13 protein-coding genes are annotated in these 13,550 nt (G+C 41.3%); 7 read left to right on the top strand and 6 right to left on the bottom strand.

Going from position 1 to position 13,550, the window contains the following annotated elements; genetic code table 11:
• The coding region (locus B5D46_RS10895) for a transposase (protein ID WP_143675602.1) at positions 1-166 on the top strand (166 nt) is incomplete at its 5' end.
• 178 nt (positions 167-344) lie between these two features.
• Here the strand turns inward: B5D46_RS10895 and B5D46_RS10890 are convergent.
• From B5D46_RS10890 to B5D46_RS10880, 3 genes are all read right to left on the bottom strand, one after another.
• Complete coding sequence (locus B5D46_RS10890) at positions 345-1,061, bottom strand: phosphatase PAP2 family protein (RefSeq protein ID WP_078929486.1); 717 nt, start codon at positions 1,059-1,061, stop codon at positions 345-347.
• 198 nt (positions 1,062-1,259) lie between these two features.
• Positions 1,260-2,237, bottom strand: a complete 978-nt coding sequence (gene bioB, locus B5D46_RS10885) for a biotin synthase BioB (RefSeq protein ID WP_159443105.1) — start codon at positions 2,235-2,237, stop codon at positions 1,260-1,262.
• A 144-nt stretch (positions 2,238-2,381) separates the two neighbouring features.
• On the bottom strand, positions 2,382-3,527 hold the full coding sequence (locus B5D46_RS10880; RefSeq protein WP_159443104.1) for an AI-2E family transporter: 1,146 nt from the start codon (positions 3,525-3,527) through the stop codon (positions 2,382-2,384).
• Between the two features lie 206 nt (positions 3,528-3,733).
• Between B5D46_RS10880 and B5D46_RS10875 the strand changes: the two genes are divergently transcribed.
• The 3 genes from B5D46_RS10875 (at position 3,734) to panD (ending at position 6,548) form a co-directional block, all read left to right on the top strand.
• Positions 3,734-5,176, top strand: a complete 1,443-nt coding sequence (locus B5D46_RS10875; RefSeq protein ID WP_078929482.1) for a M48 family metalloprotease — start codon at positions 3,734-3,736, stop codon at positions 5,174-5,176.
• A gap of 136 nt (positions 5,177-5,312) precedes the next feature.
• The gene (gene panC, locus B5D46_RS10870) at positions 5,313-6,164 is read left to right on the top strand and encodes a pantoate--beta-alanine ligase (protein WP_078929481.1); all 852 of its coding nucleotides are present in this window, start codon (positions 5,313-5,315) and stop codon (positions 6,162-6,164) included.
• Positions 6,165-6,167: 3 nt separating this feature from the next.
• Positions 6,168-6,548: an aspartate 1-decarboxylase gene (gene panD / locus B5D46_RS10865; protein WP_078929479.1), complete on the top strand. Its 381-nt coding sequence runs from the start codon at positions 6,168-6,170 to the stop codon at positions 6,546-6,548.
• Between the two features lie 51 nt (positions 6,549-6,599).
• On the opposite strand, the gene B5D46_RS10860 is transcribed toward panD, so the two are convergent.
• A complete protein-coding gene (locus B5D46_RS10860) occupies positions 6,600-7,310 on the bottom strand; it encodes an HdaA/DnaA family protein (RefSeq protein ID WP_078929478.1) in 711 nt (236 codons plus the stop codon).
• Between the two features lie 28 nt (positions 7,311-7,338).
• Positions 7,339-8,616: a DUF2066 domain-containing protein gene (locus B5D46_RS10855; protein ID WP_159443103.1), complete on the bottom strand. Its 1,278-nt coding sequence runs from the start codon at positions 8,614-8,616 to the stop codon at positions 7,339-7,341.
• 427 nt (positions 8,617-9,043) lie between these two features.
• Between B5D46_RS10855 and purM the strand changes: the two genes are divergently transcribed.
• The 3 genes from purM to speB all read left to right on the top strand — a co-directional run bounded on the left by purM (position 9,044) and on the right by speB (position 13,162).
• Entirely contained in the window at positions 9,044-10,096 is a 1,053-nt protein-coding gene (purM, locus tag B5D46_RS10850) for a phosphoribosylformylglycinamidine cyclo-ligase (protein ID WP_031490528.1), read from the top strand.
• A gap of 261 nt (positions 10,097-10,357) precedes the next feature.
• Positions 10,358-12,244, top strand: coding sequence for a biosynthetic arginine decarboxylase (gene speA / locus B5D46_RS10845; RefSeq protein WP_234973843.1), 1,887 nt, complete (start codon positions 10,358-10,360; stop codon positions 12,242-12,244).
• Positions 12,245-13,162, top strand: a complete 918-nt coding sequence (gene speB, locus B5D46_RS10840; RefSeq protein WP_078929474.1) for an agmatinase — start codon at positions 12,245-12,247, stop codon at positions 13,160-13,162.
• 88 nt (positions 13,163-13,250) lie between these two features.
• On the opposite strand, the gene B5D46_RS10835 is transcribed toward speB, so the two are convergent.
• A partial coding sequence (locus tag B5D46_RS10835) for an IS3 family transposase (protein WP_143675671.1) occupies positions 13,251-13,550 on the bottom strand: 300 nt, incomplete at its 5' end.

The following is a 13,550-nucleotide window of genomic DNA, read 5'->3' as shown; positions in this document are numbered from 1 at the left end:
TGAACCTGAAGCTGTATTCGGTGATATCAAATATAATCACGGTTTCAAAAGATTCAGACTGCGATCTAAAGCGAAGGTAATAATTGAATTTGGGCTTGTGGCTCTGGCTCATAATATAAGAAAATGGGCCAATATAAGAAATGAAATGAATGCGGTAATAAGTTAAAAAAGAACAAGAAATACCTTAAGCTTCCTACCTTATCTCTCTAAAAGTTCTAAAAATCTCCAATCAAAATAAATATCTCAACAAAATCGTATTTGAAAATTTCAATTCCCTAGAAATAACAAAATTCTATGTTTGAAAAATGAAAGAGGCTGACATACTTTTTAGCCAGCCTCTTTTTTTATTTCTGACTTTCCGGATTATTCCAGCGCAGTAATTTCATCAGCATAGAAATGATGAAGTCTGATGCTGGAGTTAGCAGCATCCAGCTTAATACAATCAGGTTTACTGTTACTGCACCTACAGCAATATCTGATACCCAGTGAGCACCTGACATAACGCGAGGCATTGAGAACAGCACTGTAATTACAAGTCCAATCAGGAATGATTTAACACCGAAATAGCGGAGCATGTATACACAGAAAATAATCAGACACATACCGTGATCGCCTGGGAAGCATGATTTTGACCAGTCCTTGGCAGGCCAGTCGGTAAGCTTGGAAACATACAGAACATTCTCGCCTAAAGCTGTGAAATGCAGAGTTGGACTAGGTCTGTCAAAATCAAAGGTCATATTAAACTGCTTTGCAATCACTGCAGTTAACAGCATGGTAACACCCATGCAGATCATCCAGCGTCGATGAGTCTTGTCCATTTTTACAAAATGGAACAGGAAAACCATAAACATGGCAAGAAAACCAAATACATCAAAGAAACGCAGATTGGTAAAAGCTACCAGATATCTGAAAGCTTCATTCTCTCCAAGCATATGATTAAAGGTGAAGAAAACATTCTTATCCACAACAGGCCAGAAGCTGTTTGCATCAGCATGGAACCAGCTGAAGAAAAGCAGAACACCTAACAGATTAAGGGTAAGGATTAGTATTAATTTTTTCATAACTCGCTTTTTCTTACCTGAATGATACATTCATATATTAAGTTTTAAGAAGAATTAACCAGTCAGCAAATACAGAAAACGGTTAATCCGTAAAATGGCATCCATCCTTTGGATTTTTGCCATTTTATACTGAAAAAAATCATACGCAAGTCAAATTTTGACTAACTGTACGAAAAATTAACTATACAGAGTTTTCTGCTAATCCTGAACAGGTTCGATTTTTGATATAACTCTGTCACATTTAATTGCGGTATCAATATCATCGGCAATTGTAAGACCTGCTGTTGTCAGCATATCACCGGTAATTTCCGCATTAATGCCATAGTTGTAGAGATCTGAGAAATATTTCTGAATCAGGAGACGACCTCCAGCAAGACGCAGTACAGTCTTTGGCAAAATATATCTGAATACGGCAATACATCTTCTGACCTCATCAGGAGTTACTATCTCCATGTTCTCAAGAGGAGTTCCTCTAATAGGATTCAGAATATTGATTGGAGCACTGTCAACCTGAAGTTTTCTTAGGTACAGAGCTATATCGGCTCTGTCTTCGATACTCTCTCCCATGCCGATAATACAGCCTGAGCAGATTTCGAGACCGGCCTCCTTAGCGTAGGCAATGGTTCTCTCTTTCTGCTTTAGAGAATGAGTTGTACAGATCTCCTTAAAGAAGTTAGGAGAGGTCTCAACATTACAGTGATATCGTGAAAGACCGCTTTCTTTAAGAAGTTTCAGATCATCAAGATTCAGAAGGCCTAAAGAGCCACAGCATGAAATCTTAAGTTCTGAGGAGATTTTTTTATAGGCCTGAGCAATGACCTTTACCTCATCATGGGTAAGCTTAGGTCCTGAGGTAACAATTGAGAATCGATGAACTCCCCTGTCGGAATTGTATTTTGCCTCGGCAAAAAACTCATCTACGCTCTTTAAAGGACTCTCTTTTACGCCTGTATTGTAATGACGGCTCTGAGAACAGAATTTACAGTCTTCAGAGCATTTTCCGCACTTTCCGTTTGAAATGCAGCAAAGCTCAATTGCCTGTTTGAAAAAGGCTGAGGTTATTTTTGTGGCACCTTCCTTAAGTAAATCCAAAGGAGCGTTAAAAAGCTCCAGAGCTTCTTCTCTACTTATCTGGTAACCGTTGATAACATTATCTGCAAGATCTTTAAGTTGCACTATATAGACTCCAGAATTAAAAACGCAGCTTTCTGCTGCGCAAAAACAAAACCCTGTGGATTATACACCGAAGTTAACTTGTTTTCCTACCTGAAAAAAAAGCGAATCACAGGGACTCGCTTCAGATTAGTAAATTATATGGATCTATTCTTTACTCTTACGCACATACTTTGTGGTATCTACAACTTCGCTGTTTGGCCAGTATAGGAAAAGAGTTCTTATAAAGGTTGCCAGAGGAATTGAGAAAAATACTCCCCAGAAGCCCCATAGTCCGCCGAAAATCAGAATTGCAGACAGAATTGAGAAGGCATCCAGGTTCATTGCCTTGGAAAACAGCATAGGTGTCAGGACATTAGCGTCTAAAAGCTGGATTATCAGATAAACAGCATAAATCCACAGCAGGTATGAGGTAAAGCCGAACTGGAAAATAGGGATCAGTACCACAGGGATGGTAATAACCGCAGCTCCAACGTATGGGACAATTACAGAAAGACCTACACCGAAGCCTAAAAGGAAGGCGTAATTAACACCTAAAAACATGAAGGCCAGTGTATTCACAATAGTAATAATAATGATATGCAGGATCTTGCCTCTGATATAGCCTTCAATCTGAGCATTAATCTTTGGCCAGAATTCATGTATAAGTGACTGATTATTCGGAAGAATATACGTCCTGAAGCGATGCTGCAGCGTATGCTTGTTGGCAAGCATCAGGAATGTGAAAATCGGTACGATAATCATATACATCATCCAGGACATTGCATTAACTACAGAAGGCATTACCTGATTTCTGATGATATTGTTCGTATTTGAAAGAATTGATGAGCGAGTCTGAACTACATACTGATCAATCTCCTCCTGAGAGAACATTGAAGGAATCGGTTCAGGCAGAGATTCGATAAACTCATAGGTCTTGGTAGCAATCAGAGTATCAAAGTCATCCTTCCTCTCCCCCTGTGCAGTGATAGAGATTTTCTGAAGGTTTGTATAGAACTGATTGGCCTGCTGTACGATTTTAGGAACAATGAAAACCATAATACCGATGGACAGTCCCACAAAGAGGATCATCGTAATCGCTGAGGAAGTCATTCTTTTAAGCTTAAACTTGTGTGTTCCAAGTCTTACCACCCAGTCAAGGCAGTAGGCAAAGCACAGTGCAACCACCAGAGGGCCGACCAGCCACATTAAATAATAGACAACCAAAAATGCGGCTAGAAGAACAAGTGCAAACTCAATTGTTCCAGGAGCGGAAAAATGCCTGGAATACCAGCCTTTGAATAAACTAATCATACAAAATTCCTTTTCTTTGAGAATCATTATATGCAAAAACACGGCAGTACGATTAGAAAACACTCTGTTTTTTAAAAGTAATTTTTATAGGCCTCGCAGAATTGAAATGTTTTTAAGTAAACATAATCATAAACTAAACAAATTAAGGTATTCTCACCTTTGTCCTGCGTGATAGAATTTCAGACAGTCTTTTGATTGGAGGATATATGATAAGGTCAGTTAAACAGAGCATAGCTTCTGTGGTAAGTGCAGTGTTTTTGTCAACAGCAGTGCATGCGGCCGATAATATATCAATCCCAGAGATGGGAACAGCTGGTGTCCGTGGAATGACAGTTCAGGCAGAAAGACTCTACGGTGAGTACTTTATGAGAAAAGCCAGAGGTGCAGGTGCTATCAGCTACGATCCGGTCATGACCGAGTTTATCAATTCTGTCGGTCAGAAACTGATTCTAAGTGCCAATAATGTCTACTTCCCATTTGAATTCTTCCTGTCAGCAGATCCTACATTAAATGCATCAGCCTTTTTAGGAGGCAAGGTTCAGGTAAACGCAGGTCTGTTCCACTATACAGACAATGAGGATGAGTTCGCCTCTGTTCTTGCCCACGAAATTTCTCATATAACACAAAGACATATCGCAAGATTCATAGAAGAACAGTCTGATAGGGGCGCAATCTCAATAGCAAGCATCATCGGCTCAATAGCCATTGCCCTCATTAACCCTACAGTAGGAGCTGCAGCATTTTCAACTACAGCAGGAATTATGTCCCAGAGCGGCATCAACTTTACAAGAGACAATGAGTATGAGGCTGACAGAATAGGTATTTATGTTCTGGAAAAGGCAGGTTACAACCCTATGGCCATGAGCTCACTCTTTAAAAAGCTCTTTTCAATGCAGGGTAATATCAACAGTGCCTATGCCCTGCTGATTGATCATCCTCTCTCTGAGATCCGTGTTGCCGAGGCATATAACCGAGCTAAAAATATGCCTCAAAGAAAGAATTCAAATGATCCAAACTTTATGCTGGCCAAGGCTCGTGTGGATGTCAGATACATGAACCTCAAGCTGAACGACTTTAAAGAAAGACTGTTAAAAGCTGAAAAGGTTAATCACTACTACAAGAATTACGCTCTTGCTCTGATTTACTATGGCGAGAAAAACTACTCAAAGGCAATAGATTATCTTGAGAAACTATCCTCTCTGTCATCAAACGATTTTATCGTTGATTTATATACCGATATCGATATAGAAAGAGGAAAGTACGATTCCGCAATTTCTAGATTAAGAACCATATATGCAAAGAAGCCATTCGATAGCGCTATTGCAGTAAACCTTGCCAATGCCTATCTCAAGGCAAAACAGGGAAAACAGGCTCAGGCGGTTTTAGAAAAATTCCTGCAGAAATATCCTAACGACTCGTTTGCCAATGAAATGCTGACAGAGAGTTTTCTTCTGCAGAAAAACAAATGTCAGGCTTTAATCACTCATGCTCAGACTCTGGCATTAAAAGCTGATTACAATAAAGCCTTCAACAGTCTTAATGATGCAATGCACACCTGCAAAGGATCCTATTCTCAGATTGCCCGCGCAAAATTCGCCAAGATTTCAGATCAGAAGGATTTTGACGAAAAACTCGAAAAAAGACGTTAACAAATGCCCAAAAATCGTACTGTGACATTTCAGAGTACGATTTGTAAGCCTTTTTTTTGAGAAAAATCACCAAATTCACAATATTGTAGTAAACTTGTTTAGATTTTAATTTTGAATAAACAAAGTGAGTCGTGTTATGCCACAGTGTTTTCATACTGTAAAAGAATTAAGAGAATATCTGAAGCCTTTAAAAGCACAGGGAAAAACCGTTGGACTTGTTCCAACCATGGGTGCATTGCATCAGGGACATGCAACACTGATATCAAATTCTGCCAAGGAAAATGACATCACTGTTGTTAGTGTTTTCGTAAATCCAACTCAGTTTGGACCAACAGAAGATTTTGATGCCTACCCAAGAACACTTGAAGCTGATCTTGAGGTTGTTGGCAAGGCTGGCGGAGATGTTGTATTTGCACCTTCACCTGCAGAAATGTATCCAAGCAGTGATGACACCTGGGTAGAAGTTACAGGCAATATCACCAAGGTTCTGTGCGGAAAGAGCAGACCAATCCATTTCAGAGGCGTAACCACCGTTGTATCAAAGCTTTTCAACATCGTCGGACCAACCCGTGCATACTTTGGTCAGAAAGATGCTCAGCAGGTTGAGGTTCTGCGCCGTATGGTCAAGGATATGTTCTTTGATCTTGAACTAAGAATTGTTCCTATCGTAAGAGAAGAAAGCGGCCTTGCAAGAAGCTCAAGAAACACCTATCTGTCAGCAGAGGAAAAATCTGCTGCAGTCATTCTTTCAAAGACACTTAAGATCGCTTTGGAAAAATTCAAGGCAGGCACAACAAAGGTTGAAGACATCATCAGCTTCACCAGAACAGAGATTGCTAAAGAGCCACTTGCCAACATTGAATATGTTGAGTGTTACGGTCTTCCTGGACTATATGAGCTAAGCGATGAAGTAAAGGCTCCATCCCTGCTTGCGGTTGCAGTTCGTTTTGGCACCACTAGACTGATTGATAATATCATTCTGGAGTAAGAAATGATTTATACCATGATGCACGGAAAAATCCACCGTGCCACCATTACTGAGGCAAATCTTGAGTATGTAGGCTCAATCACCATTGATGAGGATCTGCTTGAGTCCTCAGGAATTCTTCCTGGCGAGAAAGTTCAGATCGTAAATAACAACAATGGTGCCAGACTTGAAACCTACACCATTCCAGGAGAAAGAGGCTCAGGAGTTATCTGTCTTAACGGAGCTGCAGCCCGCTGTGCCATGAAGGGCGATATCGTTATCATCATTGCCTATGCCCAGATGGACGAGAAGGAAGCTCGTGCTCTTAAGCCAAAGGTTGTTTTAGTTGATGAGAAAAATCATATCGTAAAGAATTTTTCAGAAAAAGCTAACGCTACTATTTAGCATATAATCTGAACAGAAGATCTTAAATGCTCCCACTTTCGGGAGCATTTTTTATAGGTTAAGAAGAGATTTTACGAAAGGAATGGTCAGATAATGAGACTGCTCGATCTGAGCCTTTTCCAGTCTGTCTAGAAGCTCAACCAAAGAGCGCATATCACGGTTAAAGTGTCTTACCAGGAATGTAGCTGTATTCTCAGGCAGATTAAAGTGTCTGTACTGAGCTCTCTTGGTAATAGCCTCAATACACTCATCCTCATTTAAGTAATTAAGCTGGAACTTAACACCGCTAGAAAGTCTGGTGGTCAGATCCTTTTTCTTAAATGGAATAGTGTCAAATGAGGTCTTTCCGGTCATAATCAGAGTACCCTCTCTTCGGTCATACCAGCGGTTATAAAGACCGAACAGGGAAATCTCAAACTGCTCATCACCTGCAATGGCATCAACGTTATCCAAAAGAATGTTCTTTGGCAGATCAACATCCAGAACCATAGGGCCTAATGTCTTTGCCAGCTTCAGATCTAAAAAGAACACATTCTGGATCTGGTCTGACTTAAGCTGGAAAAGTGCATTAAGAAGGTGTGTTTTACCACATCCTTCTGGGCCGAAATAGTAGTAAAACTCATTAACCTCGTCCTCTACGGCATGCTTTAGAGAAGATACCGCATATGAATTTGAACCTTCAACAAAGGTTGAAAAATCACTCTTGTCAGAAATCTTAAAATCTAAAGCCTGCTGATATGGAACCTTATTTTTTTCTTCCATTTCTATCCTTAATGTTCACTGATAATGATTATTTCTCTAAAGCGACAGATGAATTATCTGAATCGTCAGTAATAGTAATCACAGGAACATCATTAGATGTATCTCCAGCAGGAGCTGCTGCAGGAACAGTGGTAGTAACTTCAACAGTCTGTCTTACGGTTTCCTTTGTATAGGCATCATTGCCATAGTTATTGATTGAAGAGGTAACTCTCTGAGTAGTTGTAGTGGTTACAGAACCTACGTTGTCAGCTGGCTTTGCACTGCCGTTTGACTCGTTGAATCTATAGGTCCATGGACCAACCTTGGTAAATTCAGAGGCATGAGTAAAGGTGCCGTCCAGAATAGCTGGGGAAGATCCGGTTGGGATCAGGAAGATAACTCCGTCTGAATTGTAGCCTAGAACCTGAATATCTGATTCATAGCCATAGGTAATCAGAATGCGCTTGATCTTTGGATAATCAGCAACATTCTCAATATCGGTAATAAGAACTCTTACGCCCCCCTTAACAGGTCCAAGCTCAATGGAGCCATCGCCGTTTACAGGAGTAATGGTATCAGCCTCGTTTGCAGAGGTTGCTGCAGGAGCAGCAGAATCGGCTGCAGTGCTCTTTGATGAGTTCATAAGCACCTGGGCAATCTGAGCAGACATCTGAGCTGATGCGGTATCAGCATCGCCGCTGTTTGAACCGCTGCCTAATGACTTGCCTTCAGCGTCACAAAGATTCCATTTTACTGAATAGCTGTTACCGTCTGAATCGCGCTCCATAACACCGCTTACAAAATACTTGGCGTCATAACGCTTTGAAGCCTTTGCAATCATTTCATCAGAGTGAGAAACGATGGTCTGAGAGTTAACCTGCTGAACGTCATCAAGATCCATTACAGGAAACATAATGCTGAACTTATTCTTCTGAGCAGAGCTCTGAAGTTTCTGAACAAAATCAGTACTGCCCTCACCTGACAGTAAAGATGAATCTGCAGAAGAAAGATCGGCAATCCAGGCAACAATTGTTCCGGTCTCACCGTTCCATACACCGATTCCCTTTGATGACAGAAGATTACTGATCTTCTCATCGTTGAAGCTTACCTGCAGGTAGTTACCGTTGATACTGATAGTATCAATAGTAGTACGGATATCCTCTAGAGATAAGGAATTAGCTGGGTCTGTAACATTTGCAGAGGTCGCGTCTGAGAATGCTTTTACAATCGCATTGTCCATGCCATTGTCCAAAGGAGTCTCAAAAATCTCGGTTGCATTTGCACCACAACTGAGCATTGCTGCACATAATACTGTAATTAATTTCATTGAATTCCCCAAGCCTATTTTCTGCATTTTATTCACTAAATTCTGATGATATTTCCTGTATTCTGATGATTGTCTGCTCACTAAAAAACTTGATATCTATCAGATTTTTAAGACAGATTTTAACAGAAACCGAACCTTCGGCAAAACCGAAAATCTACAGAAAAAACCCGTTCATAAATTATATGAACACAAAAAGCATATATCTGTAATAGCAATCAGCCATGTTGCAGTTAACTCTTTATAAGATAAGGAGTTTTATTGAACATCTGAAGAAAAATTCTACTGATCTGCCATAAATTCATCTGCATAATTCTACCACATACTAAGTCACATGAAATTTCATATTTGAGATGAAATTACCTGTCAATTTTTGTAAAATTGCGCACAGAATTTTTCATTCAACCGATAGTTTTACCTGGAGACTAAAATGGCATCAAATTTGACCTACAAAGAAGCTGGCGTTGATATTAATGCAGGAGATGAGCTGGTACAGCGCATCAAAGCCCCTGTAAAGAAAACCACCAGACCAGAAGTTATTGGCGGACTAGGCGGATTTGGAGCATTAACCAGACTACCTAAGGGATATACAAATCCTGTATTGGTTACTGGTACTGACGGTGTAGGAACCAAGTTACGTCTTGCAATCGATCTTAAGAGACACTCAACTGTGGGTCAGGATCTGGTTGCTATGAGCGTAAATGATATTGTGGTTCAGGGTGCTGAGCCATTTTTATTTTTAGACTACTATGGAACAGGTAAGCTGGATGTTGATACAGCTACTACCGTTGTTACAGGTATTGCACACGGCTGTGAGCTGAGTGGATGTGCACTGGTTGGAGGTGAGACTGCTGAGATGCCAGGCATGTATGAGGAAGGTGACTACGACCTTGCTGGCTTTGCAGTTGGTGTTGTTGATGAGGACAAGATCATCGACGGCTCAAAGGTAAAGGTTGGTGACAAGCTGATCGGTATCGCTTCATCAGGTCCACACTCAAACGGCTATTCACTGATTCGCGCAATTCTGAAGAAATGCGGTGTAAATCCTCTAGAGGACAAGCTTTCAGACGGAACCCTAATTGCAGATGCTCTTATGGCTCCAACCAGAATCTATGTTAAGCAGATTCTGAAGTTAATCAAGGAAGTTGACGTTCACGCCTTAGCCCACATCACCGGCGGCGGTTTCTGGGAGAACATTCCAAGAGTTCTTCCTGAGGGAACATGCGCTGCATGTGACGGCGATTCATGGGAGCGTCCAGAAGTATTCAAGTTCCTAAAGAAGAACGGTAATGTTGATGCTTATGAAATGTTCAGAACCTTCAACTGCGGTGTAGGTATGATTGCAGTTGTATCAGCAGACGAGGCTGACAAGGCTGTTGAAGTTCTGAATTCATTAGGCGAGAAGGCATGGGTTCTTGGTGAAATCGCACCTACCGGTGCAGATGGCAAGCAGGTAACCATCAAGAACTACGAAAACTTCTAATCAGCACCTAGAAATTACTGCAGAAAGCTCCACAAAAAAGTGGAGCTTTTTTTATGTAATCATAAAAACAAATGTGTTATATTAACGCATTTATAAAAGCCCTAAAAAATCAAGGTAACTCTGCGATTTTAATGGAAAATTTACCCGACGGATATATGCCGGGAATGACGCTGACCTAAGCATTGGAAAATACTGCAGTGTCATAATTAAAAAAACTTAAAAATCAGGAATATATTCTAGCGTCCTTTGGAGGTGCTACTTGTGAACGCATACAACATTGACTGGTGGGGAAACAAATACTTTGGTGTAAACAGCAAGGGACACGTTGTTGTTCATCCAAACCCAAATGAAACTGACACCGAGATTGATCTTGCAGATTTGGTAAAGGAAAGATCAAAGCTTGGTCAGAGATTACCAGCATTATTCTGTTTCCCTCAGATTCTTCAGAACAGACTTTTTGATATTAACAATGCTTTCAAGGAAGCCCAGGAAGAATACGGATACAAAGGTGGCTACAACCTTATATATCCTATTAAGGTTAACCAGCATCGCAGAGTTCTAGAATCAATCACCAGCTGTTGTACAGAGTTTGAACCAATCGGTCTTGAGGCAGGTTCAAAGGCCGAGCTTATGGCTGTGCTTGCACACGCAGGAAGAAACCAGTCCATGATTGTATGTAACGGTTATAAGGATCGTGAGTACATTCGTATGGCTCTGGACGGCGAGAAGATGGGCCACAGGGTATTCCTAGTTATTGAAAAGATGTCTGAGCTTAAGATTGTTCTTGAGGAATCAGAGCGTCTTGATGTTATGCCAAGATTGGGTGTTCGTGCCCGCCTTGCATCCCAGGGTTCAGGCAAATGGCAGTCATCAGGTGGTGAAAGCTCAAAGTTCGGTCTGGCAGCTGCACAGGTATTGAAACTGGTTGCAACTCTTAAAGAACACGACAAGCTTGAATGGCTTCAGCTTCTTCACTTCCACTTAGGTTCACAGATGTCTAACATCCGTGATATTACCCGCGGTGTTAGAGAAAGTTCAAAATTCTTCGTAGAGCTGTCAAAGCTTGGTGTAAACATCAAGTACTTCGACGTTGGCGGCGGTCTTGGTGTTGACTATGAAGGTACACGTTCACAGACAGACTGCTCTGTAAACTACTCACTGAAAGAGTATGCAAACAACATCGTCTGGACAATCGGTGATGCATGCCGTGAGAACAACCTTCCAGAGCCAAAGATTCTGACTGAGTCAGGAAGAGCTCTGACCGTTTATCACGCAGTTCTGGTCTCAAATATCATCGGTATTGAGCGTAACGAATTTACCGTTCCAGAGAAACCACTTCCAGAATCTCCTCGCGCTCTTTTCAACCTGTTCGAAACCTGGGAAGAGATGCACAAGGATGTAATCAGAAGATCACTTCGCGAGTGGCTGCATGATTCTCAGTACGACCTTCAGGAAATCCATGAGGGCTACGTTTCAGGTGACGTTACTCTGCAGCAGAGAGCTAAAGCCGAGCAGATCTACATCTGTATCTGCAAGAAGATTCAGCAGGCCCTAGATCCAACCAACAAGTCTCACCGCGTACTAATCGATGAGCTTGATGAGAGAATGGCAGACAAGCTCTATCTGAACTTCTCACTGTTCCAGTCTCTACCAGATGCATGGGGTATTGATCAGATCTTCCCTGTACTGCCTCTTGAGAATCTGGACAAGCCTCTTACAAGACGAGCTGTACTGCTTGATATCACCTGCGATTCAGACGGTGCGATCTCTCAGTACGTAGAAGGCGACGATATTTCCAACACCATGCCATTCCCAGAGTATGACGTGGAAAATCCTCCTATGATTGGATTCTTTATGGTTGGTGCTTACCAGGAAATTCTGGGTAACATGCACAACCTGTTCGGTAACACTGAAGTTTATGACGTTTATGCATACGGCGACGGAAAAGTAAGCGTTTCTCTATCAGATGAAGGCAGCACTGTTGCAGATATGCTACGATATGTACTGTTAGATCCATCTAAACTTCTGAACGAATTCAGCAATGAGGTTTTAAGAAACCAGAATAATCTTGATGAAAAGACACAGCGTGCCTTCATCGAGGAGTTTAAATCAGGTCTATATGGATATACCTATCTAGAGGAAGACTAAATGCAGACATTAAATCACGAAACAGATATTTCACTGGTATCAAATGCTTTTGGATTTCTACGTACACCGTTGAACTTTGAGCCATACGACAGTGATGCCGATGTTGTAATCACAGGTGTTCCTTTTGATATGGCCACCTCAGGTCGTGCAGGTACACGCTTCGGACCTAATGCTATCCGTCAGATTTCAACTCAGCTTGCATGGGAGCACTGCCGTTACCCATGGAAGTTCAATGTATTAGATAAGCTGAACATCGTTGACTGCGGTGATCTTGTTTACTCTTTCGGTGACAACCAGGATATGGTAAACAAGCTTACAGAGCATGCCGACAAGCTTCTGGCTAAAGGTAAGAAGATGCTGACCTTCGGTGGTGACCACTTCATTACCCTGCCTCTTCTTCGCGCTCATGCAAAGAAATACGGCAAGCTGTCACTAATTCACTTTGACGCTCATGCAGATACCTATTCAAACGGTTCAGCATATGATCACGGCACCATGTTCTATCATGCACCACAGGAAGACCTGATTGACGTTAAGAAGTCTGTACAGGTCGGTATCCGTACCGAGTACGATGAGAAGGACGGTTTCCTAGTTCTTGACGGCGCTACTGCTAACGATATGTCTGTTGAGGACATCTCTCTTGCAATTCATGAGAGAGTTGGCGGTAACAAGTGCTACATCAGCTTTGATATCGACTGTCTTGATCCTGCATATGCTCCAGGTACAGGTACCCCTGTTGTTGGCGGCATGGCAACCGACAAGATCCTGAAGATCCTACGTGCAATGAAGGATCTTGATATTGTGGGTATGGATGTTGTTGAAGTATCACCAGCATATGATCACGCTGATATCACTGCATTAGCAGGTGCTTCAATTGCACTTGAAATGTTATATATGGAAGGCTACAAGAGAATGTAATTAAACATTCCCGACACCTTTTGTCGATGTAAAAAACTAATCCTCAGCCTAATAATAGTATGGCCCCAGAAATTGATCACTTAAGTTTCTAGGTCATACTAACAGAATTTAAGGCTTGTTTCCTGAAATTAATTGGAGACAGGCCTTTTAATTTTTTACAAACTCTGTCAGTGTTATACCATTTTATATAATCTTTAATAGCTTTCTCTAGGTCTTTTAAATCCTTAAATGTCTTTTCCTTTCCATAAAACATTTCAACCTTCATTCTTCCAAAGAATATCTCAATCATAATGTTGTCATGAGTAGTAGCTTTCCTGGACATGCTTTGAACCAGATTATGCTCTTTAAGCCAGTTGCAATAATTGATATGTTGATATTGCCAACCCTG

It is taken from the genome of Succinivibrio dextrinosolvens DSM 3072 (genome assembly GCF_900167015.1).
Taxonomy (GTDB): Bacteria; Pseudomonadota; Gammaproteobacteria; order Enterobacterales; family Succinivibrionaceae; genus Succinivibrio; species Succinivibrio dextrinosolvens.
Note: the sequence above shows the minus strand (reverse complement) of the source record. Positions and strands in the feature narration are given on the sequence as shown.